This window comes from Yinghuangia seranimata (assembly GCF_029953285.1).
Lineage (GTDB): Bacteria > Actinomycetota > Actinomycetes > Streptomycetales > Streptomycetaceae > Yinghuangia > Yinghuangia seranimata.
The window spans coordinates 96,004-119,236 of record NZ_JASAOI010000058.1 but is presented as its reverse complement, the minus strand read 5'-3'; the positions used below and the strand labels follow the sequence as shown (position 1 = coordinate 119,236).

The 23,233-nt window shown below is 73.7% G+C and carries 17 protein-coding genes; 7 read left to right on the top strand and 10 right to left on the bottom strand.

Annotated elements, in window-relative coordinates:
- The 3 genes from QI554_RS34515 to QI554_RS34505 all read left to right on the top strand — a co-directional run.
- A partial coding sequence (locus QI554_RS34515; RefSeq protein ID WP_281475884.1) for a PucR family transcriptional regulator occupies positions 1–472 on the top strand: 472 nt, incomplete at its 5' end.
- 126 nt (positions 473–598) lie between these two features.
- Positions 599–1,357, top strand: a complete 759-nt coding sequence (locus QI554_RS34510) for a hypothetical protein (RefSeq protein ID WP_281475883.1) — start codon at positions 599–601, stop codon at positions 1,355–1,357.
- Between the two features lie 98 nt (positions 1,358–1,455).
- A complete protein-coding gene (locus QI554_RS34505) occupies positions 1,456–2,379 on the top strand; it encodes a hypothetical protein (protein ID WP_281475881.1) in 924 nt (307 codons plus the stop codon).
- 12 nt (positions 2,380–2,391) lie between these two features.
- Here the strand turns inward: QI554_RS34505 and QI554_RS34500 are convergent, their stop codons facing one another.
- The gene (locus tag QI554_RS34500) at positions 2,392–5,214 is read right to left on the bottom strand and encodes an FAD-binding and (Fe-S)-binding domain-containing protein (RefSeq protein WP_281475897.1); all 2,823 of its coding nucleotides are present in this window, start codon (positions 5,212–5,214) and stop codon (positions 2,392–2,394) included.
- A gap of 684 nt (positions 5,215–5,898) precedes the next feature.
- On the opposite strand from QI554_RS34500, the gene serC reads away from it, so the two are divergent.
- Both serC and QI554_RS34490 read left to right on the top strand, forming a co-directional pair.
- Positions 5,899–7,020, top strand: a complete 1,122-nt coding sequence (serC, locus tag QI554_RS34495; RefSeq protein WP_281475879.1) for a phosphoserine transaminase — start codon at positions 5,899–5,901, stop codon at positions 7,018–7,020.
- Between the two features lie 100 nt (positions 7,021–7,120).
- Positions 7,121–8,419, top strand: coding sequence for an MFS transporter (locus QI554_RS34490; RefSeq protein ID WP_281475877.1), 1,299 nt, complete (start codon positions 7,121–7,123; stop codon positions 8,417–8,419).
- Here the strand turns inward: QI554_RS34490 and QI554_RS34485 are convergent.
- The 8 genes from QI554_RS34485 to QI554_RS34450 all read right to left on the bottom strand — a co-directional run bounded on the left by QI554_RS34485 (position 8,385) and on the right by QI554_RS34450 (position 16,503).
- The gene (locus QI554_RS34485) at positions 8,385–9,533 is read right to left on the bottom strand and encodes a hypothetical protein (protein ID WP_281475875.1); all 1,149 of its coding nucleotides are present in this window, start codon (positions 9,531–9,533) and stop codon (positions 8,385–8,387) included. The two genes, QI554_RS34490 and QI554_RS34485, sit on opposite strands and share 35 nt — an antisense overlap.
- A gap of 77 nt (positions 9,534–9,610) precedes the next feature.
- Positions 9,611–10,633, bottom strand: coding sequence for a hypothetical protein (locus QI554_RS34480; RefSeq protein WP_281475874.1), 1,023 nt, complete (start codon positions 10,631–10,633; stop codon positions 9,611–9,613).
- Positions 10,620–11,126, bottom strand: coding sequence for a SigE family RNA polymerase sigma factor (locus tag QI554_RS34475; protein WP_281475896.1), 507 nt, complete (start codon positions 11,124–11,126; stop codon positions 10,620–10,622). Before QI554_RS34475 ends, QI554_RS34480 begins: the two co-directional genes overlap by 14 nt.
- Before the next feature lie 500 nt (positions 11,127–11,626).
- Positions 11,627–12,346, bottom strand: a complete 720-nt coding sequence (locus tag QI554_RS34470) for a maleylpyruvate isomerase family mycothiol-dependent enzyme (protein WP_281475873.1) — start codon at positions 12,344–12,346, stop codon at positions 11,627–11,629.
- 135 nt (positions 12,347–12,481) lie between these two features.
- Positions 12,482–13,768, bottom strand: a complete 1,287-nt coding sequence (locus QI554_RS34465) for an MFS transporter (protein WP_281475871.1) — start codon at positions 13,766–13,768, stop codon at positions 12,482–12,484.
- Positions 13,769–13,895: 127 nt separating this feature from the next.
- Entirely contained in the window at positions 13,896–14,327 is a 432-nt protein-coding gene (locus QI554_RS34460) for a MarR family transcriptional regulator (RefSeq protein ID WP_281475869.1), read from the bottom strand.
- A gap of 56 nt (positions 14,328–14,383) precedes the next feature.
- Entirely contained in the window at positions 14,384–14,950 is a 567-nt protein-coding gene (locus QI554_RS34455) for a hypothetical protein (protein ID WP_281475867.1), read from the bottom strand.
- Between the two features lie 86 nt (positions 14,951–15,036).
- Entirely contained in the window at positions 15,037–16,503 is a 1,467-nt protein-coding gene (locus tag QI554_RS34450) for an NCS2 family permease (RefSeq protein ID WP_281475865.1), read from the bottom strand.
- Positions 16,504–16,713: 210 nt separating this feature from the next.
- On the opposite strand from QI554_RS34450, the gene QI554_RS43465 reads away from it, so the two are divergent.
- Positions 16,714–17,460, top strand: a complete 747-nt coding sequence (locus QI554_RS43465; protein WP_343230843.1) for a hypothetical protein — start codon at positions 16,714–16,716, stop codon at positions 17,458–17,460.
- Between the two features lie 72 nt (positions 17,461–17,532).
- Positions 17,533–19,935: a cation-translocating P-type ATPase gene (locus QI554_RS34440; protein WP_281475863.1), complete on the top strand. Its 2,403-nt coding sequence runs from the start codon at positions 17,533–17,535 to the stop codon at positions 19,933–19,935.
- 27 nt (positions 19,936–19,962) lie between these two features.
- On the opposite strand, the gene QI554_RS34435 is transcribed toward QI554_RS34440, so the two are convergent.
- Positions 19,963–23,121: a sacsin N-terminal ATP-binding-like domain-containing protein gene (locus QI554_RS34435; protein ID WP_281475862.1), complete on the bottom strand. Its 3,159-nt coding sequence runs from the start codon at positions 23,119–23,121 to the stop codon at positions 19,963–19,965.
- Between the last annotated feature and the right edge of the window lie 112 nt (positions 23,122–23,233).

Sequence of the window (23,233 nt, the reverse complement as noted above, 5' to 3'; positions counted from 1 at the left end):
CGGACTCGCCCGCGCGGGCGTCGGGCCGAGCCCGCAGCCGCCTGCCGTCGTGGTCGCCGCGGCCGGTCCGTGGGCGGCCGCGGCGGCCGGGCTCCGGCACGCGGCCGAGGCGGCGTCGGCGGCCCGGGGCCTGACCGAACAGCCCTGGTACGACGCGCGGCGCCTCGACATCGAACTGCTGCTGTGGCGCATGCGGGAGCAGGCCGACCTGTCCGCCTTCGTCCGGCGCGCGGTGGGCCCGCTGCTCGAGCACGACAAGACCGCCAGGCAGCCGCTGCTGCCGACCCTGCAGGCCTACCTGACGCACGCCGGCCGCAAGGCCGAGACCGCCCGCGACCTGCACCTGAACCGGCAGACGCTGTACGACCGGCTGGCCCGCATCGCGCAGCTGCTGGGCACCGACCTGGACGACCCGGAGACGGTGCTCGGCCTACGGCTGGCGCTCCAGGCGCGCAGGCACGTGCACGACTGAGGCCCGGACCGGGGACGGCCGGACCCGGGGCCGCGGCGGGCCGAGGGGGTCGCCGCTGGATCCGGTCACGGGCCTCGGGGCCCCTGACGCCCGTCAGGGGCCCGGATCCCTTATCGTCGCTCTCCTATGACCATCGGACCGATCGACAGCCCCGACCCCGCCGCCGCGGGCGGCCCCGCCGGCCCGGCCTCCGCCGACACCGTGTCGGCCGACGCGCCGCCCCCGGCCGACCGGGCCGAGGACGCCCGCCCCGCCGGGCCGTCCGGCGTGCCCGGCGGGTACCGGCGACACAGCGTGACCGAGCGTTTCGCGGCCGTGGTCAGCGTCGCGCTGCTGATCGCGGGCCTCGGCGTCGTGGGGCGCTGGTCGTCCGACATGAGCGAGCACCCCAACGGGCCGCGGATCGACCAGCGGGTGCTGTCGCTGGCGACGGAGCACGCCAACGCCGGGAACGAGACGTTCTATGTCATCGGCACCCCGCACGAGGACCAGCTCCTGATATCCCGCGCCTACGCCGGGCACCAGAGCCAGGCCCCGCAGAACAACGGCCCCGCCACCGACTTCGCCAAGAACGTCATCATCGCGGTGTCCGTGGACACCGGCTGCCGGCAGGCCTCCGAGGTCCACCTGCGCGCCGACAACGACCAGCTCACGCTCGACATCCAGCTCGCGCGAATACCCGGCGAACGCCCCGGCAACCTGATCAACTGCGCCATCAGCAAACCGCTGTTCGTCCGCTTCGAGGTGCCGCGCAGCCGTCTGCCGGGACTGCCGACGATGTTCGACAACAAGCACGCCGCCCGCGTCGACGAGACGCCGGGCCCGACGGTGGACGGCAGCGAGGGCACCGGGAACATCATGGGCGGGCTCGTCGGGCACGACTGAGCACGTCGCGCCCTCCGCACCGCCGCCTGCCGGAACCGGATCGCGCCGGGCCGCGTCACAGCGCCATGTCCGCCCCCGATCCAGGCCGATCCCGCCGCGTGACCCACCCGCGCCTCCGCGCCGCCGCCGCGTTCGCCGCGGCCCTGCTGGCCGCCGCCGCCACGGGCTGCGGCGCCTCCTCCGGAAGCGGAGCCGGCGACGGCCCGCCGCCGGTCTCCGTCGCGCCCGACTCCCGGATCGACGTACGCACGATCAGTCTTGAGACGGCACAAGTCCCGCCCGTTCAGGCGGTGTTCACCGTCGCCCGCAGCGCCCGCGAGGACGCGGCGGTGCTCGCCCAGGTGTACGCGGGCGACCTCACGCGCACCCCCAAACCCCCTTCGCCGGCGGTCGACTTCGCCCGCAATGTCACCATTACCGTTGCCACGGGCACGGGTTGCCGTACCGCGAAGTCGGCGACCCTCCGCGCCGACGGCACCACGCTCGGCCTCGACCTGTCCTTCGACGGGCCGAACCCGCCGGAATGCGTCGTCCAGGCGCGGGTGCTCGTCCGCTTCGAGGTGCCGAGCGAACGCCTGCCGAAGTCCCCGGTGATGTTCGACGGCGTCCGCCCCGCCTCACCGGGCCTGGGCGTCCTCCGCGTCTACGAGAAGGCCACCGTCGCCGCGGGCCGCCACATCACCCCGGCCCAGATCCCGGACCAGGCGGCTTTCTCCCGCTGGATGACCGGACTGACCGGTACCCCGGCGCCCACGGGCCAGTGGCCCGCCCTCGACAGGGCCTTCAAGGCGAAGGAACCCGGCGAGGAGCTGTACGCGTTCGCGGTACGGGCCTGCGGTCGATCCGTCCCCCGCCTCGAACCCACCTCCGAGGGTTTCGCGGTCATGTCGGCCGAGAGCCCCGGCGCCGCGCCGGCGGCGTCCTGTCCCGAAGGCGAGTACCGCGTCGCGGTGTTCGGTCTCCTTCCCGGCGAAGTGCCCGGCGGTAGCGGAACGTTCCCCGACCCGGGTGGCGCCGGGTAGGCCTGCCCCGCTCTAGCCGTCCCCGCCCAGCCCCTCCGCCAGGAGCTCGGCCAGGTGCCGGGCCCGGCGGCCCGCGAGCTGGTCGATCTGCGTGCGGCAGCTGAAGCCGTCCGCCAGGACCTCGGCGTCCGGGGCGGCGGCCAGCGCCGGGAGGAGGCGTTCGTCGGCGATGGTCCGGGAGATCTCGCCGTGGCCCGGTTCGTAGCCGAAGTTGCCGGCCAGGCCGCAGCAGCCGCCCGCCAGGGGGCCGGTCAGGCCGGCCTTCGCGCGGAGGCGGCGGTCGGCGTCGTCGCCCAGGACGGCGTGCTGGTGGCAGTGGGTCTGGCCGGTGACCTCGCGGTCGATGCGGGGCGGGGACCAGTCGGGGGCGAGGTCTTCGAGGGTTTCGGCGAACGTGCTGACGGCGTCCGCGAGTCCGGCCGCCTCGGCGCCGAGCAGTTCCGGAACGTCCGTGCGCAGGGCCGCCGTGCACGAGGGTTCCAGGCCGACGACCGGCAGGCCCGCGTCCAGGGCCGGCCGGAGGACGTCCATCGTGCCGCGCATGACCCGGCGCGCGGTGTCGAGCTGGCCGGTGGAAACCCAGGTCAGGCCGCAGCACACCGGTTTCGGCGGGACGAGCACGCGCAGACCGGCGTCTTCGAGCACCCGTACCGCGGCCCACGCGGCGGACGGCGTGAAGTGGTTCGTGAACGTGTCGGGCAGCAGCACGACGGTCTTCCCGTCTCCGCCCCGGCGCACGTCGGCGAGGCGTTCGGCGACCGGACGACGGGCCCGCCACGAACGGGTGAAGGACTGCGGGGCGAAGCGCGGCAGCTCCCGCGAGGCGTCGAGCCCCGCCGCCCGCAGCCCGACCCGGGTCGCCCGCTCCCACCGCGAGGCGGTGCCCAGCACGCCCGCCGCACCCGGCACGGCGTCAATCGCCCGTGCCCACCACGGCAGCCCGCCCAGCACGTAGTGCCCCCGCGGCCGGGAGCGGTCCTTGTAGTGCTGGTGCAGGAACTCCGCCTTGTACGTGGCGACATCGACCCCCACCGGGCAGTCGCTGCGGCACCCCTTGCAGCCCAGGCACAGGTCGAGCGCGTCGCGGACCTCCTCCGACCCCCACCCGTCCCGCACCACGTCGCCGATGAGCATTTCGTGCAGCAGGCGCGCGCGGCCGCGCGTCGAGTCCTTCTCCTCGCCGGTCGCCCGGAACGACGGGCACATGACTCCGCCGCCCGAGGTCGCGCTGCTCTCCCGGCACTTGCCGACGCCGACGCAACGCCGCACGGCCGCCGCGAAGTCGCCGCCGTCGTGCGGGTATCCGAAAGCGACCGGCACCGGCGTACGAGGCAGCCCCGTGAACCGCAGGTCGGCGTCCACCGGGCGCGGCCGCACCAGCATGCCGGGGTTGAGCAGGCCACGCGGGTCCCACACCTGCTTGAACCGGCCGAACAGGTCGACGAGTTCGCTCCCGTACATGCGCGGCAGGAACTCCGCCCGGGCCTGACCGTCGCCGTGCTCGCCCGACAGCGAACCCCCGTGCGCGACCACCAGATCCGCCAGCTCACCCGAGAACTCCCGGAAACGCGCGGTGCCTTCCGCGCCCATCAGGTCGAAGTCGAACCGGATGTGCACACAGCCCTCGCCGAAGTGCCCGTACGGCAGCCCGCGCAGCCCGAACCGGCCCATCAGCGCCTTCAGTTCGCGCAGATAGCCGCCCAGCAGCTCGGGCCGAACGGCGGTGTCCTCCCAGCCGGGCCACGCCTCCGACCCGTCCGAGAGCCGCGTCGCCGTGCCGGACGCCTCCTCGCGGATCCGCCACAACGCCCGCTGCTCCGCCGGCTCCCGCACCACCAGGTAGGCGCTACGTGCCAGACCGAGCCCCGACGCCATGGCATGCGCCCGCTCGGCGGCCTCGTCCGCGCTGTCGCCGCCCACCTCGACGAACAGCCACGCCCCGCCGTCCGGCAACCGCACCCCACGCGCCGACGACGCCAGCGAAGCCAGCTCGGCACTCAGGCTCTCCACCGTGAGCGGCCCGAACGGCAGTACGGCGGGCGCCGCTTCGGCCGACGCGACGTCGTCCGCGAAACCCAGCACCGCCAGTACACGGGCCCGCGGCGTCGCGACCAGGCGCACGCCTGCGCGCAGCACCACGGCACACGTGCCCTCCGAGCCGACGAGGGCCCGGGCCAGGTCGCGGCCGTGCTCGGGGAGCAGCCGGTCCAGGGCGTAGCCGGACACCCGGCGCGGCAGGTCCGGATAGCCGCGGCGGATCAGCGCCAGGTGGTCGTCGGCCAGCGCGTGCAGGTCCTGGCGGATCCGGTCCGTGCCGATCTCCGACCCGATCTCGGCCCGCACCCCGTGCGGGCCCGCGCCCGCGAACGCCTCGGCGCCGGAGCCCACCCGCAGACGTACGCCGTCCGGCGTCAGGACGTCGAGCCACGCGACGTTCGCCGACGTGCGGCCCCACGCGACAGAGTGCGACCCGCAGGCGTCGTTGCCGATCATGCCGCCGATCGTGCAGCGGCTGTGTGTGGACGGATCGGGCCCGAACGTCAGCCCGTACGGCGCGGCCGCCGCCCTCAGGTCGTCCAGCACCACCCCGGGCTCGACGACGGCGACCCGCGCGTCCGGATCGACCGACTCGATCCGGGTCAGATGCCGGGCGAGGTCGAGCACGACCCCGGTGCCGGTGGCCTGCCCGCCGATGCTCGTGCCTCCACCACGCGGCGTCATGGCCGCGCCGAATTCATGGCACACGGCGACCGCCGCGACGAGGTCGTCGACGTCACGAGGAGTCACGACCCCCGGCGGCACGTGCCGGTAGTTCGACGCGTCCATCGAGTACATCCCGCGCGCCTGCGCGTCGAACCGCACCCCGCCGCGCACCCGCGCCCGCAACGCCCGCGCGAGCTCGTCACGTTGTTCATGCGTGTCACGCGACACGGAAGACCCAAGATCACCCACGGGAACAGTGTGGCAAGCGGGAGGCCCGGGAGGGCAGGGACCACACGACCGAATCGCCCGCGAGGCCTCGGAAGAGCGGGATCGCCGCGCAGGAGGACGCACCCGCACGAATCAGCGGTCGTGACAACACGTCGTGCACGAGCGCGTATCCGCTGCGGGCGAGAGGCCAGGCCGACGGGCACGTCGTCACGACGGACCCGACAGGCACGACAGGCGCGGCGGGTGCGGCCAGTCCGTGGGCGCAGCGCGCCCGTGGCGCGACGTCGCCTGCCACGCGCCCCACATCCTCGTGACGCCCCGGCGCCCCACCGCCCCGGAGCTCGGCGGCCCTCACAGCCCGATCGCCCCACCGGCGCCCTGTCCGCCCCACCACCCGTCGGAATCCGTCCGTCGAGTCCGGGCCACGGGTCGGGCCCTCCGCTCCAGCGGGACATGCCCCCGGTCGAGGCTGACCGGCCGTCGGGGGCATCTCACACAGTGTCGTCGGATTGACCGGATGCTGGTCCGGATCGTCTCACTTGGTGGATTTTGACGCTCTCATGACCTGCCCCCGGCTACGCTCGCCGCGTGGCCGAGATCCAGATTCCCGAAGAGCTCAAGCCCGTCGACGGCCGGTTCGGCGCGGGCCCGTCCAAGGTGCGTCCTGAAGCGCTGAGTGCGCTCGCGGCGACCGGAACCTCGCTGCTCGGCACCTCGCACCGGCAGGCGCCGGTGAAGAGCGTGGTGCGCCGGGTGCGTGAAGGTGTACGCGACCTGTTCAGCCTCCCCGAGGGCTACGAGGTGGTGCTCGGCAACGGCGGCTCGACCGCGTTCTGGGACATCGCCGCGTTCGGCCTGGTGGAGCGCAAATCGCAGCACCTGTCCTTCGGCGAGTTCTCGTCGAAGTTCGCCGGGTCGGTCAAGGCCGCGCCCTGGCTCGACGAGCCCAGTGTCGTCAAGTCGGAGCCCGGCACGCACCCGCTCCCGGTCGCCGAGGCCGGCGTGGACGTGTACGCGCTGACCCACAACGAGACCTCGACCGGCGTCGCGATGCCGATCAAGCGCGCCGAGGGCGCGGACGAGGGCTCGCTCGTGCTGGTCGACGCGACGTCGGGCGCCGGCGGCCTGCCGGTCGACCCGCGCGAGTTCGACGTCTACTACTTCGCCCCGCAGAAGTGCTTCGCGGCGGACGGCGGCCTGTGGCTCGCCGCGTTCTCGCCGGCCGCCCTCGAGCGGGCCGCGCGGATCGGCGCGTCCGACCGCTACATCCCGCCGTTCTTCGACCTGCCGACGGCGATCGACAACTCGTCGAAGGACCAGACCTACAACACGCCGGCGCTCGCCACGCTGTTCCTGCTCGCCGAGCAGCTCGACTGGCTGAACGGCAACGGCGGCCTGGACTGGGCGGTCGCGCGCACCGGCGACTCGTCGTCCCGGCTGTACAACTGGGCGGAGAAGTCGGCCTACGCGACGCCGTTCGTCGCCGACCCGGCGCAGCGCTCGCAGGTCATCGGCACGATCGACTTCGCCGAGAACATCGACGCCGCCGCGATCGCCAAGGTGCTGCGCGCCAACGGCATCGTGGACACCGAGCCGTACCGCAAGCTGGGCCGCAACCAGCTGCGCGTCGCGATGTTCCCGGCGATCGACCCGGCGGACGTCGAGGCGCTGACGGCCTGCGTCGACTACGTCGTCGAGCGCCTGGGCTGATCCGCCCGGCGGCCGAAAACCACCGAAACAGCACGCGGCCTTCCTCTGCCGGACACCGGCGGGGGAAGGCCGCGTCGCGTACCGGAAGTACGCTCATCGGGTGAATCCTGCCGAGACGGCCGTACCTCCGACTCCCGCGACGAGATCCGCGACCGCCGCACCGGCGGAGACCACGCGCCTGGTCCGCGACCGGGCGACGTGGCTGCTGTACCTCCAGTCGGCGGTCTTCGCGTACTTCCTCTACTGCTTCGGCCCTTCGGTGCCGCTGCTCGGCGACGACCTGCACGTGAGCAAGGCGGTCGCCGCGCTGCACGGCACCGCGTACGCGGTCGGCGGCGTGCCGGTCGGCCTGCTGGGCAGTCGCCCGGTGCGCCGGTTCGGCCGCGGCCCCGCGCTGTGGGGCGCGTTCGGGTTCCTGGCCGCCGGCATATCGCTGTACGCCGTGGGCCCGTGGCTCGCCGTCACGCTGCTCGGCGCGCTGCTGTGCGGCTTCGGCGGGTTCGCCGTCGTGAACATCGTGGCCGCGGCAGTGGTGGACCACCACGGTCCTGCGGCCGGGCCCGGCGCGCTCAGCGAGGCGCACGGCATCGGCGCGGCGGTCGGCATGATCGCGCCGCTGGCGATCGGCGGCGCGCAGGCGTCGGGGCTCGGCTGGCGGTACGGCATACTGGCCGCGCCCGTGCTGATCGCACTGCTGTACGTGCTGTTCCGCACGGTCCGCATACCCGGCCACCACCGCGACGACATCGCGGCGTTGGAGCGCGCCGCGCTGGAGCGGGCCGCGCTCGACCGGCCCGCCGTGCCCGACGCCGCCCCCGCCGGCCGGCTTCCCGGCCGTTACTGGTGGGCGTGGCTGATGATCGTCTGCCTCGTCGCGGTCGAGTTCTCGTTGTCGCTGTGGTCGTCGGACCTGCTCCAGGACCGCACCGGCCTGTCGGAGGGGGTCGCCGCGACCGCGATGACCGCCGTCGTCGCGGGCCTGTGCGTGGGCCGCATCGTGGGCGGCCGGCTCGCGCTGCGCTACCCGCTGACGAGCCTGTACGCGGTGGCGCTCGCGGTGAACCTGGCCGGTTTCGCGGCGCTGTGGCTGAGCACGGTCGCGTGGCTGTCGTTCGGCGGCCTGTTCGTCGCGGGGCTCGGCATGTCGGTGCAGTTCCCGCTGGCGATGGCGCGATCGATGGAGTGCGCGCAGGGCCGCAGCGACCTGGCGGCGTCGCGGTCGGCACTGGCCACGGCGTTGGCGGCGGGCGGCGCTCCGTTCCTGCTCGGCCTGCTGGCCGACGAGCTGGACATGCGTACCGCGTTCCTGATGGTCACGGTCTTCATCGCGGTCGCGGTCCCGGCGCTGCTGCTGAGCGGCCGGGTCAGTCCGAACCCGACTTCGGCCCGCGGAACTTGATGAACGCGTACACGGTCACGACCAGCACGACCACGGCGAGGAACCCGGGCCCGTAGGCCTTGGTCGCCGGGCGTCCCGCCTGGCCCTCCTGGTCGCCGCCGCCGGCCTGCGCCGGGTCGGCGGGCGCACCCGAGCCTGACGGTTGCCCCGACGGCTGCCCGGGGGCCGCCGCCATCGCCGGCAGGAACAGCCCGTCGAGCGCGACCCTGCGGACCGTGCTGTGCACGCCTTCGCTGCCGAACAGCACCGCCTGGCCGTCCGCGGTGAAGCACACGGACTCGCCCTGCGGGAAGGCCATCTGGAACGCGCCGGGCACGTCGCCGCTGTGGTCGGCGCCGTTCTCGACCGGTTTGCCGGGCGCGGTGTACATGGTCGCGCCGCCGTAGCCGCGCAGGATGAACCGGGTGCCGTCGGGCGCGAAGGCGCCGTCGGTGACCGTGGGCGGCGCGTCCGCGACGCGCGTGAAGACGTTGACGCCGGTGGGCGACAGCGCGGCGGGCTGCTCGTACAGCCCGCCCTTGTTCTCCTTGCTGGCGATGTAGACCTTGTTGCTGCGCGGGTCGACGAGCAGCGCCTCGGCGTCGCGCGGCCCGTCGGCGTACTGCACGCGGTACTTGACCGGCTTGACGGTCGCGTCCTTCAGCTCGGCAGGCTCCGGGATGCGGTAGATCCACACCTCGGGCCACTTGCCCTTGAAGTTGTCGCCGATGTCGCCGATGAACAGCGCGGGGTTGCCGGCCTCGTCCTTGCCGACGGAGACGGCCTCCCAGTCGCGGGGTTCGACACCCTCGAGCGTGATGACCGCCTTGGTCGCGCCGTCCGCGCCGACCGCGAACAGCCGCGGCAGGTCGCCGCTGTCGTTGTGGGTCCAGAACACGCCCGGGTGCCGCACGCTCGCGATCAGTCCGCTCGACTCGGTGATGCGGTCGTCCTTGAACGCGAGCAGCTGGCTCTGTTCGCCGGCCGCGCCCGCCGGCGCGGCCCCGCCCACGACCAGGGAGACCGGCAGCACGAGCAGGACGAGCAGTGCCGCGGCCGCGCCGGCCAGGCTCCGCGACGCCGCGCGGGCCGCCTGGGACGCCGCCCGGGACGGGGCGCGCAACGGAAAGCTCATACCCGACACAGTGCCAGGACCGCGCCGGTCGCCGCTGGACCGCCGGGTCCGGTCGGCCGATTCGCCCGCCACACGGATCAACCCGGACGGGTGGAGGCCTCGGTGGTGCGCGCCGCCGCTGCGGCCCCGTCGCGGGCCACGTCCGGCCCGCCCGGATCGATCGGCGTACCGGCCGGCGACGGCGCCTCCGTCGGCGCGCCGCTCCCGCCGTCGTACTTCGGGTCCGGCGGCGGGGTGCTCGGCTTCGCCTCCGGCGGCGTCACGCCGCCCGTGTCGTCGACGCCGCCGCCGATGAGCTCGACGGTGTCGCCGATCTCGACCTCCTCGTAGAAGGCGCGCGCGCCGTCCTCCGAGTAGGTGCCGATCAGCGCGTGCTGCGGCAGCGGGTCGTCGCAGGTGTCCTGGTTCTGGCACTCGGTCGGCGCCGCGAAGTACAGGACCGCGCCGCCGTCGGTCTTCAGCTCGACGACCCACGGCACCCGGATGTTGTACGCGTCGCCCATGCCGTTGGCCTCGGACGTGAACAGCTGCGCCTCGGACCGGTTCGTCACCTGGAGGTGCGTGGCCTGCTGCACGACCTTGCCGGCCATCGTGTTCTCGTAGATGCGCAGCGGCTCGCCGGAGAGGTGCCCGGTGTCGTCGTAGAGGTTCGCGACCTTCCGCTGCAGGTCGATCTGCGCGGTCGGCTGGTCCTCGGCGGGGGCGCCGCCCGGCAGCGGTGCCGAGGTGGCGTCCGCCGGGTCACCGGACGGCGTGGCGGGACCGGTCCACGGTGCGGCGGCCTGTGCCGAGTCGGGCACGGCCGCCTGCGAAGGGCCCCGGTCGGGGGTCAGCGGGCCGACCACCACGGCGCCCACCAGCGCCGCGGCGACGAGCCCGGCACCGCTCCACATCAGGTGTCGGCGGGTCCGGCGCCGGGTGCCTCTGGCCCGTACCTCACGCGCCGACCAGCGCGGCACCGCGGGCCCGGGCAGGTCGAGGTCGCGCAGCGCGCGGGCCAGCTCGGGGTCCTGCCGGGAGCCGGCGTCGTGGCCGAGGTCGGCGTAGTCGTCGCCGAACGCGCGGCGGAACTCGCGGCCGAAGTCGTCAGAAGCGGGCACGGCGTCCCTCCGCTTCTCCCTCGCGCTCGCCGAGCAGCTTCGCCAGCGCGGCGCGGCCGCGCGACAGGCGCGCCTTGACCGTGCCGCTCGGCACGTCCGCCTCGGCGGCGATCTGGTCGACGGTCATGTCGCACAGGTGGTGCAGGACGATCGCCTGCCGCTGCGCCTCGGGCAGCTTGCGCAGCGCGATGACCAGCGCGGCGTGGTCCGGGTCGGGGCCCTCGACCGGCTGTTCGACGTGGTTGCGGCGCAGCAGGTCCCAGCCGCGCCGGGCGCGCCGCCAGCGGCTGACGGCGAGCCGCCACGCGACGGTGCGGATCCACGCCTCGGGGGCGTCGGCGGCGAAGAACTGGGAGCGGCGGTCCCACGCGCGGACGAAGGCCTCCTGGACGACGTCCTGGGCCTCGGAGTAGTCGCCGGTCAGGGCGTAGAGCTGGTGGACCAGTCGGGAGAACGACGCATGGTAGAACGCGTCGAACTCCTCCTCGGTCATCAGTCGCCCCTCGGGGTCGGGCAGACCCTCGGACGGCGACAGGACGGGGTCGGCGCTGGGGGCCGCGGCGTCGTGCGTGTCGGGGACGTCGTGGGTCGGCTGCTCGGTCGGCCAAAGAGCCGATGATCCCACAGCCCCACGGGTGGCCGTTGAGGCCGGTCCCGTTGCGAGCGCCGTCGTACCCGCGACCACGCGTGTGTACCTCCCGATCCGCTGTGTCCCACTCCATCTACTGACGAGCGGGCCTGAACGGTTGCATCGGGCGTACGAAACGGATGGCGGAACGCGGTCAGGGGGGTCAGCGCTGGATCGCGGCGCCGATCGCGACGGCGATCAGCAGGAGGATGAGTGTGGCGGAGACGATGCGGGTGCGGGTACGCGGGTTCACCCGACCAACCTAACCCGCCCGCGGGCCGTGCTCGGCCACACGTACTCGGTACTTCGGAGTGCTGCGCCGTGGGTCCCGGCCCTGGCCGACCGGTCCCCCCTCCCACGGTGGATCAGATCATCGACAACGCGAGCCTGCGGCGGAACGCCGCGAGCACGGTCAGGTCCCCGGTGCGGGAGACCACCGTCCCCGGCCGGCGGCCCCACAGGTAGAGCAGGAGATCGCCCGGTTCGCCGGTCACCGCGGCGTCGGTGAAGCCCGGCGAGCGTGAGACCTCCACCACGTCGCGGCGCAGGGTGAGCCGCCAGTGGTGGTTGTGGCAGCGCACCCCGACGGTGCGTCCGACCGCCGCGTCCCGTCCGGCCGCGTCGTAGCGCAGCGGGAGCAGCACCCGCAGGGCCTCGTCGATGCCGTCGACGGCGAGCTCGGGGTCGATCGGGCGGGGGGTGCCGGTGGCGAGCTCGACGTCGGTGCGGTGCATGGCCGCCTCGTGCGCGAGCCTGCGGTACCAGAACCCGACCGCGCCGTCGCCGTCGCCCTCGTCGTCCTCCGCGACCGGGTCGTGGCGGGCGAGTTCGGCACGCAGTTTCGCGAGCGCGTCGCCGTACCACGCCAGTACGTCGGATTTCGGCGCGGGCGGCGCCGTGTCGGGGCGGTGGCCGACCCGCAGCCATTCGGCCGCTGTGAGGTAGACCGAACCGGTGTGGCCCACCAGGTCGGCGACCGTCCATCCGGGGCACGAGGGGACGGGGGTGTCCAGTCCCGCGGCCGCCGATTCCGCCAGGCGCAGCCCCTCTTGATGGAAGAGCCGTTGGAATCTTGCGTAGTCCATGTGCGAATCGTTCCAGGATGTCGCGAACGGTGTCGATGACTTCGGTCACCCGGACGGACTAGCAGCAGACAAAGATTTGCCTTGCGCTACAACGATATTGACGATGTGTTAGATGTTGACCGCACCGTGCCGCAATCAGGCCGGAACCGGATCGGGCTGCCGCGCGGGGGACTTGCCGGCCGACGCGTCCACCAGCCGTACCGCGGGGTGCGGACGGACCGCGAAACGCACGCGCATCCGCTTGTGGCGGGCCAGCAGCAGCCCGACGACCACCGCCGCCGCAGCGGAGACCGCGCCGCCGAAGAACAGCGCCGCACGCGGCCCGTAGGCCTGCGCGATCCAGCCGACCAGCGGCCCGCCGAACGGCGTGCCGCCCATGAACACGAGCATGTACAGGCCCATGACGCGGCCGCGCAGCGCGGCGTCCACGCTCAGCTGCACCGAGGAGTTCGCGGCGGTGTTGAAGGTGATGCCGGCGACGCCGATCGGGATCAGCATCAGCGCGAAGGCCCAGTACGCCGGCATGACGGACGCGAGCACGCTCAGCAGGCCGAAGGTGAGGGCCGCGCCGATCAGCATGCGCATCCGGGACCGCCCGCGCCGCGCCGCCCACAGCGCGCCGCCGAGCGAGCCGACGGCGAAGACCGTGTTGAGCAGGCCGAAGGCGCCCGGCCCGGCGTGGAAGACCTGGTTCGCGAAGCCGCCGATGGTGACCGCGAAGTTGAAGCCGAAGGTGCCGATGAAGCCGATCAGCGCGAACGTCGCCAGCAGGTCGGGCCTGGCCCGCACGTAGCGCAGCGCCTCGCGCAGCTGGCCGGGCTCGCGCTTGACCGGCTCGACGGGGCGCAGTTCGCGCTCGCGCATGGCCAGCAGGCCGAGGATCACCGCGACGAACGACAGCGCGTTGACGGCGAACACCCAGCCGGTGCCGATCGCGGCGATGAGCACGCCCGCGAGGGCGGGTCCGGCGATCCGGCCGAGCTGGAAGTTGGCGGAGTTGAGGCTGACCGCGTTGGGCAGGTCGCGGCGGCCGACCATCTCGACGACGAAGGACTGCCGGGTGGGGTTGTCGACGGCCGTGGCCAGGCCGAGGCCGACGGCGAGCAGCCACACGTGCCACACCTGGACGACGCCGGCCAGGTCGAGCACCGCGAGGACGGCGGCGAGCAGGCCCATCACGGTCTGGGTGGCGATGAGCAGCCGGCGCTTCGGGTAGCGGTCGGCGATCGCGCCGCCCCACAGGCCGAACAGCAGCATGGGCAGGAACTGCAGTCCGGTGGTGATGCCGAGCGCCATCGTGCTGCCGGTCAGCTTCAGGACGAGCCAGTCCTGGGCGAGGCGCTGCATCCACGTGCCGGAGTTGGAGACCGCCTGTCCGGCGGCGAACAGCCGGTAGTTGCGGACGCGGAGAGAGGAGAACATGGAGGGTCGGTCACTGGCCTGGTACTGCTGCGCGGCCGTCAAGGCGCTCCCATCGTCGAGCCGTCGGGTGTGCGGGACCGGCAGGCGGTCCCTCTTGTCCGACGCCTCCGTGACGGGGGCTGTGCGCTCAGAGCTGGGCGAGCTTCTCCAGGACGGGCACCGCGGCGCGCAGCGTCGCGAGCTCCTCCTCGGTCAGGCCGTCGAGGTGCGCGGCGAGCCACGCGTTCCCCAGCCTGCGGCTCTCCGCGACCACCTGGGCGGCCGGCTCGGTCGCCGTGACGGTGATCTGCCGCCGGTCCTCGGGGTGCGGGTCGCGGCGCACCAGGCCGCGTTCCTCGAGGCCGGCGATGACGCGGGTCATCGACGGCGGCTGCACCTTCTCGTGCCGGGCGAGTTCGCCCGGCGTCATGGCGCCGCGGACCACCAGGACGGTCAGCACCGACAGCTGCGTGGGGCTCAGCGTCTCGTCGGCGCGCTGGTTGCGCAGTCGGCGGGCGAGCTTGAGCACAGACGCTCGAAGCACCGCGACCGTGGCACGGTCGGTATCGGACAAGGACACGTTCGTTAGCTTAAATCATTACCTTCGCTAACGGGTAACCGTTTCCGTCGCCGCCCTTATTCCGCCGCGCCCTCCACCGACCCCACCGGTTCCGCGGGCACGCCCGGCAGCGGTCCCACCGACTTGGGGCGCGCGGGCAGCAGCCCCTGCGCGCGCCAGTACTCCGGGTCGTGCGGGCAGCCCAGCCAGCGCGGCATGCGCCCGGCCGCGAGCTCCATCGCCTCGCCGAGGTCGACGCCGGGCACCAGCTCGACGACCGCCTCCTCCAGGTAGTGGGTCGCGTGGTCGATGTCGCACCAGCACGCGACGCTCACCGCCGCGATCACCGCGAGCACGCCGGGGCGCACCCACACGACGTCCAGCTCGAGGTCGAGCCAGTCGGCGTTGAGGCCCTCGTTGTAGAGGCCGACCGCGGTGACCAGCACGAGCGGGGTGACCCCGGCGATCGGCTCGGGGGACACCGCGTGCTCGGGCCACCACTCCCAGGTCGGCGGGTCACCGGGCGGCCGCAGCGCGTCGACCGCCGCCGCGACGCGGCGGACGTGTTCCAGCTGGTCGGCCCCGGCGCCCGGGAACAGCAGCGCCAAGGGCACGTCGTCGATGGTGCCGCTTTGCATCCCCACCCGCCCGATGGTGGCGTCGCCCGCGTACAGGCACAAGACCCGTGCGCGGAGGCCGCGGCCGACCGCCGCGCCGTCCTCGGCCCGCGCTAGTCGATCCCGAGCAGCTGCTCGACCGGGTCGATCGCGAAGTAGATGAGGAAGAACGCCGCGACGACCCACAGCAGCCACGGCACCTGCCGCGTCTTGCCGGTCGCCGCCTTGATCAGCACGAACGCCAGGAAGCCGGCGCCGATGCCGTTGGTGATGCTGTACGTCAGCGGCATCAGCACGATGGTGAGGAACGCCGGGACCGCGATCTCCCAGTCGTCCCAGTCGATGCCCTTGACCTGCGTCATGAGCAGGAAGCCGACCACGACCAGCGCGGGCGTCGCGGCCTGCGACGGCACCACGGTGGCCAGCGGCGTCAGGAACAGCGCGACCGCGAACAGACCGCCGGTGACGAGGTTGGCGAACCCGGTGCGGGCGCCCTCGCCGACGCCGGCCGTCGACTCGACGTAACAGGTATTGGACGAGCACGACGCCGCGCCGCCCGCGACCGCCGCGAAGCCGTCGACCAGCAGCACGCGGCCGATGCCCGGCAGGCGGCCGTCCTCGTCGAGCAGCCCGGCCTCGTTGCTCACGCCGATGATCGTGCCCATCGCGTCGAAGAAGTCCGACAGCATCAGCGTGAAGATGAAGATCACCGCGGTCAGCACGCCGACCTTGGAGAACGCGCCGAACACACTCACATTGCCGACCAGTCCGAAGTCGGGCGCGCCGACCACGCTGTCCGGCAGCTCGGGCGTGATCAGGCCCCACTGCCCGGCCGGGACGTCCGCGACCGCGTTGACCACCATCGCCAGCACCGTCATGGAGACGATGGAGATGAGGATCGCGCCCTTCACCTTGCGGATCAGCAGGATGAAGGTGAGCATCACGCCGAGGCAGAAGATCAGCGTCGGCCAGCCCTTGAGGTGCCCCTCGGGACCGAGCGTCACCGGGACGGTCGAGCCGACCTTGTCCGGCGTGCGGGTGATGAACCCGGCGTCCACCAGGCCGATGAACGCGATGAACAGGCCGATGCCGACGCCGATCGCCTGCTTGAGGGCGAGCGGGATGGCGTCCATGATCATCTGCCGTAGGCCGGTCACCACGAGGATGACGATCGCCACGCCGGACAGCACCACCAGGCCCATCGCGTCCGGCCACGACATCTCCGGCGCGATCTGGAACGCCACGACGCCGTTGAGGCCCAGGCCCGCGGCGATCGCGAGGGGCAGGTTGCCCGCGACGCCCATGATGACCGTCATGACCCCGGCCACCAGGCAGGTCGCGGTGACCAGCTGGGCGTGCGACAGGTGGTGGCCGTACTTGTCGTGCGCGCCGCTCAGGATGATCGGGTTCAGCACGATGATGTAGGCCATCGTGAAGAACGTCGCGATGCCGCCGCGCGTCTCCTGCAGCGGCGAGCTGCCCCGGGCCGACATCGTGAAGAAGCGGTCGAGCGCGTTCGCGCGGCCGGGCTTCGGGGGCTCGGCGCGTCTGTGCTCGGGCGCGCGGGCGGCGGCGGTCATCGGGCTACCTCGGGGTGTGCGGGGCGGGGGACGCCGGGCCGGGACTCGTGTGTTCCACCGACGGACCTGGCGTACGCGGCGGCCCCGACTGGCGGAAGCTCCAACCGGCCGGGGCCAACAGGGTGCCACGCGCCCGCCGCGCGGAACGAAACCGGGGACCCGCCAGGGGCTGCGCCGCACACCCGGGACGCACAAGTAGCCTTGCCCCTTGTGAGCACGCACGGGAACCGGCCCGCCCAGCCGGGCGACGAGTACGACGCGCAGGCGTACCCGCCCGCCGGCCAGGCGTACGGCGGGGCCTACGACGGGGCGTACGAGGGCTCGTACGACGGCGCGTACGCGTCGACCGGCCAGCAAAGCGGTGGATATCCGGCGGCGCCGTACGGCGACGGCGGCTACCCGGCACCCGGCTACGACAACGGCGGCTACGCGGCGTCCGGCTACGCCCGGACCGAATCGGACGGCGCGGACCACGACCAGGGCTACGCCGCCTATGCGACCGACGACTCCGACGGCTACGGCTCCGGCGGCTACCCGGCGGAGGGCTCGGGTGACGGAAGTCACGCCGAGCGCGCCGGGGGCGACGCGTCCGACGACCGTGCCGCCGACGCGCGGAAGGCCTCCGGCGACGACCGCGGCGCGGCCCGCCGCGACCGGCCGGACCGCGGGGCCGCGGCCGCCCCGGCGGCCCCCTCCGGCAAGCGCGTGCGCCGCCCCGACCCCGAGCCGCTGGAAGCCGACGACGTCAAGATCGTCATGATCGGCACGGTCGTCTGGTTCGTGCTGTTCCTGATCTCGCTCCCGTTCCGCGACAGCCTCGCGGAGGACGGCCACGAGTGGTGGCCCTGGTGCGCGCTCGCCGGGGCCGGCCTCGGCCTGCTCGGCCTCTGGTACGTGCGGCGCCGCCGCGACGCGCTCAGCCGCGCCGCGTACGAGCGCCGCCCCACCAAGGACTGAGGCCGCGTCCGCCCCTCCCGCACCGGTCGGAATCACCGCGGAATCCGACATTCCATGACGTAACGTCGGTCCATGACCGACGCCGGGACACCGCCGCCCGCCGAGCCGCTCGCCGGCGCACCGGCCGGGGCCGCGCTCTCACCGCGCGGCCTGACCACCGCCGAGGTCGCCGAACGCGTCGCGCGCGGCGCCGTCAACGACGTCCCGGCACGCTCCAGCCGCAGCGCCGTCGAGATCGTCCGCGGCAACGTCTTCACCCGCTTCAACGCGATCATCGGCACGCTGTTCGTCATCATCATGGTCTTCGGCGAGCCCCAGGACGGGCTGTTCGGCCTCGTCATCGTCGCCAACACGGGCATCGGCATCGTGCAGGAGCTGCGCGCCAAGAAGACCCTCGACGCGCTCGCCGTGGTCGGCGAGGCCAAGCCGCGCGTCCGCCGCGACGGACACACCGTCGAGCTGACGCCGCGCGAACTCGTCCTGGACGACGTGTGCGAACTCGGCTCCGGCGAACAGGTCGTGGTCGACGGCGTCGTGGTCGAGGCGCAAGGGCTGGAGCTGGACGAGTCGCTGCTGACCGGCGAGTCCGACCCCACGCACAAGAAGCCCGGCGACCCGGTGATGTCGGGCAGCTTCGTCGCGGCGGGCAACGGCGCGTTCCGCGCGACCAAGGTCGGCGCCGACGCGTACGCCGCGAAGCTCGCCGAGGAGGCCAGCCGCTTCACCCTCACCAAGTCCGAGCTGCGGTCCGGCCTCGACACCATCCTCAAGTACGTGACGTGGCTGATGGTCCCCGTCGGGATCCTGCTGCTGATCAGCCAGCTGGAGAGCAACGCCGGCGACTTCGGCGGCGCGATGACCGGCATGGTCGCGGGCGTCGTCACGATGGTCCCCGAGGGCCTGATGCTGCTGACGTCCGTCGCCTTCGCGGTCGGCGTCGTGCGGCTCGGCCGCAAGCAGTGCCTCGTCCAGGAGCTGCCGGCCATCGAGGGCCTCGCGCGCGTCGACGTCGTCTGCCTCGACAAGACGGGCACGCTCACCGAGGGCGGCATGGACGTCGGCGAGATCCGGACGCTCGACGACAGTGTGCCGGTCAAGGAGGTCCTCGGCGCGTTCGGCGCCTCCGACCCGCACCCCAACGCCAGCCTCCAGGCCATCGTCGACGCGTGCCCCGCACCCGACGACGACCGGTGGCGGGTCACCGGCACCGAGCCGTTCTCCTCCGCCCGCAAGTGGAGCGGCGCGAGCTTCGCCGGCGAGGGGTCGTGGTTCCTCGGGGCGCCCGACGTCCTGCTGCCCGAAGGCGACCCCGTCCTCGGCGAGGTCGACGAACTCGGCGCCCAGGGCCTGCGCGTGCTCCTCCTCGCGAAGGCCCCCGACGGGCTGACCGAGCAGGGCGCGAGCGAGGCCCGGCCCGCCGCCCTCGTGGTCCTCCAGCAGCGCCTGCGCCCCGACGCGGCCGACACGCTGCGCTACTTCGCGGGCCAGGACGTGGCCGCCAAGGTCATCTCCGGCGACAACGCCCTCTCCGTCGGCGCGGTCGCCGGCACGCTGGGCCTGCCCGGCGCCGACCACCCCGTCGACGCCCGCACGCTCCCCGAGGACCGTGCCGAACTCGCCGAACGGCTGGACGCCAACACGGTGTTCGGCCGCGTCACCCCGCAGCAGAAGCGCGCCATGGTCGCCGCGCTGCAGTCCAAGGGCCACACCGTCGCGATGACCGGCGACGGCGTCAACGACGTCCTGGCGCTGAAGGACGCCGACATCGGCGTGGCGATGGGGTCCGGCAGCGCGGCGAGCCGCGCCGTCGCCCAGATCGTCCTGCTGGACAACCGCTTCTCGACGCTGCCTTCCGTCGTGGCGGAGGGCCGCCGCGTCATCGGCAACATCGAGCGCGTCGCGAACCTCTTCCTGTCGAAGACGGTCTACTCGCTGCTGCTGTCGCTGCTGATCGGCGTCGTGAGCCTGCCGTTCCCGTTCCTGCCCCGGCACCTGACGCTGATCGGCACCCTGACGATCGGCACGCCGGCGTTCTTCCTGGCCCTCGCGCCCAACAACGAGCGGGCCCGGCCCGGCTTCGTGCAGCGGGTGCTGAGGTTCGCCGTCCCGTCGGGCATCGTGGCCGCCGGCGCGACGTTCCTGACGTACTGGTTCGCCCGGCTCAACCCCACCTCGAACCTCGACCAGGACCGCACGGCGGCGACGATCACGCTGTTCATGGTCGCGATGTGGATCCTCGCGATCGTCGCCCGCCCGTACACGCTGTGGAAGATCGCCCTGATCGCCGCGATGGGCTGCGGCTATCTCCTGGCGCTGTTCGTCCCGTTCCTCAGCACGTTCTTCGCGCTCTACCCGCAGAACCTGCCGAACTGGGGCATCGCCGTGGCCATGGGACTCGCGGGCATGGCCGTGCTGGAGGTCGGCTGGCACGTGTCGGGCTGGATCGTGAAGGCCCGGTCGGCCAAGGCCGCCTGACGTTCCAGGCGGCCTCGGCCGTTCCGGCTACAGCGGGTTGTCGAAGTCGCGTTCCGCGTCCAGCAGCGGGGCCAGGCCCGGGTCGGACAGGAGCTGGGCCACCTCGAAGCGGCGGTGCCACTCCCCCGCCGCCCAGGCCAGGCCGCGGGCCAGGCCCTCGAAGGTCGTGGCGTGGACCTCGCCGTCGACGTACCGCCACTCGGCCTCGAGCTCGGTGCCGTCCGGGCCCGCGACCAGCAGCGTGTCGTGCTCCACGTACTCGGTCGGGGCACCGGCCAGCGCCGCCAGCACCGCGTCGGGGACCTCGTGGCGGAGGCCCTCGCTCAGCACCGTGCCCGGCACCACCTCGGACACCAGCGGGAGTTGGAGGAGCTCCGCGAGCGCCGTCGCCCGGTCCGGGCGGACGGGCAGCAAAGCCCAGGCCGGGTCCTCGGACAGCAGCGCCGCGAGGTCGGGCGCGTCCGCGACGGCGCCCGAGCTGGCCTCGACGACCGTGATCCGGCCCGCGACGACCGCCCGCACCTCGTGGGGCGCGTCCACGCGGTCCATGTCGACGTCCGCCAAAGCCGTGTAGAGCAGCCGGAGTTGGTCGCGGCCGACTTCGTTCGAGCGCTTCGCGAGGCGGTCGAGGAGCTCGTCCGGGCCGCCCGGCTCGGCGAGCAGCGCGGCCAGGGTGGTCCGCACGCCCAGCGCGCGCAGGAACACGTCGTCCAGGTGCGAGTCGACCTCTTCGTACAGCCCGTGCAGCGCCGGGTCCGCGCCCGCCGCCAGGAGGCCCGCCGGCGGACGGCCGTCCAGCACGGGGTGCCCGCGCAGCCACCAGGAGGTGTACGACGGGATCTCGGCCCGTCCCCCGTCCGGCAGTTGCACGCGGGCCGGGTCGACGACCGCGGCACGCAGCGGCGGTGCCGCCAGCAGGTCGAGGGCTTCCTCCCACGCGTCGTCGGCGACCAGGTCGAGGTCGCGCACCGCGGTGAAGTTGGTGAGCACCGGCGGCACTTCGGGGTCCGGCAGGTGGTCGAGGACGTCGTCCAGCCAGTCCTCTTCCAGGTCCAGGTCGTGGTCGCACGCGTCGTGGTCGAGCACCACGTCGTCCTCGACGACCATGCCGAACGTGTCGAGCACGCCGACCGCGCGCAGCACGTCCGCGCCCCAGCGCTCGACCACGGCCGCGTCGACGACCCCGAGCGTCCCGTCGTCCACCAGGGCCGCCAACGGCCCGTCGGGCAGCATGAGTTCGCCCGCCGGGACCAGCTCGCCCCGGTCGTCGGGCAGCGGCAGCTCGGCGAGCCACGGCTCCTCGCCGGCGGTCAGGTGCGCGGCGCGCACCAGCTCCAGCACGGCGTCCGTGAAGGCGTCCGGGTCCTCGTGGTCGTCGGCGTTCGCCACGCCTTCGCGTACCGCCGGGTCGGCCAGCACCGTGCGCGGCGCGGCCGGCAGCGCGCCCAGCCGCTCAAGCAGCGCGTGCACCGCGTCGGGGTGGACGATCCGCAGGTCGAGCGGCGCCAGCACGGCGGGCTTCGGCGTCTCCGGGCCGGGCAGCAGGAGGTGCCGCGGGCCACGCACCAGGCGGCCGTCCACCAGCGGCACGGGCAGCGCGCCGAGGGCGTCGCGGTCGGCCGGGTCGAGGGCCGTGTACAGGCCGTGCCACCACTCCGGTTCGCGGTCCAACGCGGCCAGCTGGTCGACGACTTCGGCCAACGGCAGGCGGCGCACGCCGAGCGCGCGCAGCGCCGGCGACTTGTCGAGCCCGGACGGCAGCAGCCCCGGCAGCACCGGCGTCAGCGCGGCGACGAGGCCGGGGCCGGCGCCCTCGAGCAGCACCGCGTCGCGCGGGCGCAGGCCGGCGTGCGCGGAGTGCGGGGTGCCGGACGTGGCGTCCGCCGCGGCCTCCGGGTCGGCCTCCGCGGCGGCTGTGCCGGCTGCGTCGGCCCCGTTCGGTCCCGCGGTCGGCAGGAACGGCGTCTCCGCGAGCCGCTCCAGGACCGCGCGCCGCAGCAGCGCGTCGAGTTCGCCCTCCGGCGCGAGCCCCGGAACGAGCCCGAGCAGCGCGCGGTTGAACGGCGTCGGCCATTCGCGCAGCAGGCTCGCGTACACCTCGGCGGCGCGCGCGATCAGGAAGTCCCGCAGCGGGCCCGGCGCGACGTGCCGCCGCGTGCTGTCGAGCGGGAACGAGGCGATCAGCAGTGCGGGCAGGCCAAGCGGTTCGTCCGACGCGGTCGGCGCGTGCACGACGGGACGCACCGAGAGGGGACGACCCGCCGCGTCGTCGGGGGCGGAACCCGCGCGCCACACCGACCCGCCGGACAGCGGCACCGGGGCACCCGTCGCGTCGACCGGCACCGCCCACAGCACCGACCAGACGCCGCGCAGCCGTTCCTCGGTCGGCCGGTCGGCCAGCAGCGCGGCGTCCAACGGGCCGACCGCCGACTCGACCCACCAGCGCGTCTCCACGCCGCGGTCGGACACCACCACGGCGCCGTGCTCGTCGCGGCGGGTGAGTGTCCGGATCTCGGCGTCCGTCTCGACGACGATCTCGGTGAGCCCGGACAGCGTCAGCAGCAGCGCGTCGTCGATCTCGTCGAGCAGCCGGGTCGCCAGGTCGACGGCGGCGACGTCGCGCAGCGGCAGCACCACGACCGTGTCGTAGTCCTCGGGCGGGGTGCCTTCGGCGGGCAGCGGGAGCCGCAGCACCGGGACGTCGCCGTCGCGGCGCAGCACCTCGTCGGCGATCTCCGGCACCCCGGCGGCCAGTTCCTGCGCCTCGCGCAGCGACCAGCGCACACCGCCGGTCCGGGACAGCACGACCGGCTCGTCGGACACCGCCAGGACCGCCGCGAACCCCACCCCGAACCGGCCCACCGTGCCGGGGCCTTCGTCGCGCTTCGCGGACGCGCGCAGCGTGGACAGGGCGAGGACACCCTCCGCGTGCAGCGGGTCACCGGTGTTCGCGGCGGCGAGCACACCGTCACGCAGCGTCAGCCGCAGCCGCCCGGGCACCCCGCCGCGCGCGGCCGCGTCGGCCGCGTTCTGCGCCAGCTCGACGACCAGCCGGTCCCGGTATCCGCCGAGCGCGAGCTCCTCCTCGGCGTTGGCGTCCTCCCGAAAGCGCGCGGGCTGTGCCGCCCAAGCGTCCAGTACGGCCCGGCGCAGTCCGGCCGTCGCGAAGATGTCCTCGGTGCCCATGGACCCACTCTTCACGCAAGGACACCCCGAGTGCCAAATCCGGCCGCCGGATCCGCCGGAGAAAGGGCGTAGACCTGACAAACCCCCTCGGCGGGCGGCTGTCCGAACACGG

Coding starts and splice junctions, on each gene's coding strand:
- QI554_RS34475 (WP_281475896.1), bottom strand. CDS start 11,126: ATGACCGAGGAGGAGTTCGACGCGTTCTACCATGCGTCGTTCTCCCGA.
- QI554_RS34450 (WP_281475865.1), bottom strand. CDS start 16,503: ATGACCGCCGCCGCCCGCGCGCCCGAGCACAGACGCGCCGAGCCCCCG.
- QI554_RS34465 (WP_281475871.1), bottom strand. CDS start 13,768: ATGTTCTCCTCTCTCCGCGTCCGCAACTACCGGCTGTTCGCCGCCGGA.
- QI554_RS34510 (WP_281475883.1), top strand. CDS start 599: ATGACCATCGGACCGATCGACAGCCCCGACCCCGCCGCCGCGGGCGGC.
- QI554_RS34470 (WP_281475873.1), bottom strand. CDS start 12,346: ATGGACTACGCAAGATTCCAACGGCTCTTCCATCAAGAGGGGCTGCGC.
- QI554_RS34500 (WP_281475897.1), bottom strand. CDS start 5,214: ATGTACTCGATGGACGCGTCGAACTACCGGCACGTGCCGCCGGGGGTC.
- QI554_RS34440 (WP_281475863.1), top strand. CDS start 17,533: ATGACCGACGCCGGGACACCGCCGCCCGCCGAGCCGCTCGCCGGCGCA.
- QI554_RS34485 (WP_281475875.1), bottom strand. CDS start 9,533: ATGAGCTTTCCGTTGCGCGCCCCGTCCCGGGCGGCGTCCCAGGCGGCC.
- QI554_RS34435 (WP_281475862.1), bottom strand. CDS start 23,121: ATGGGCACCGAGGACATCTTCGCGACGGCCGGACTGCGCCGGGCCGTA.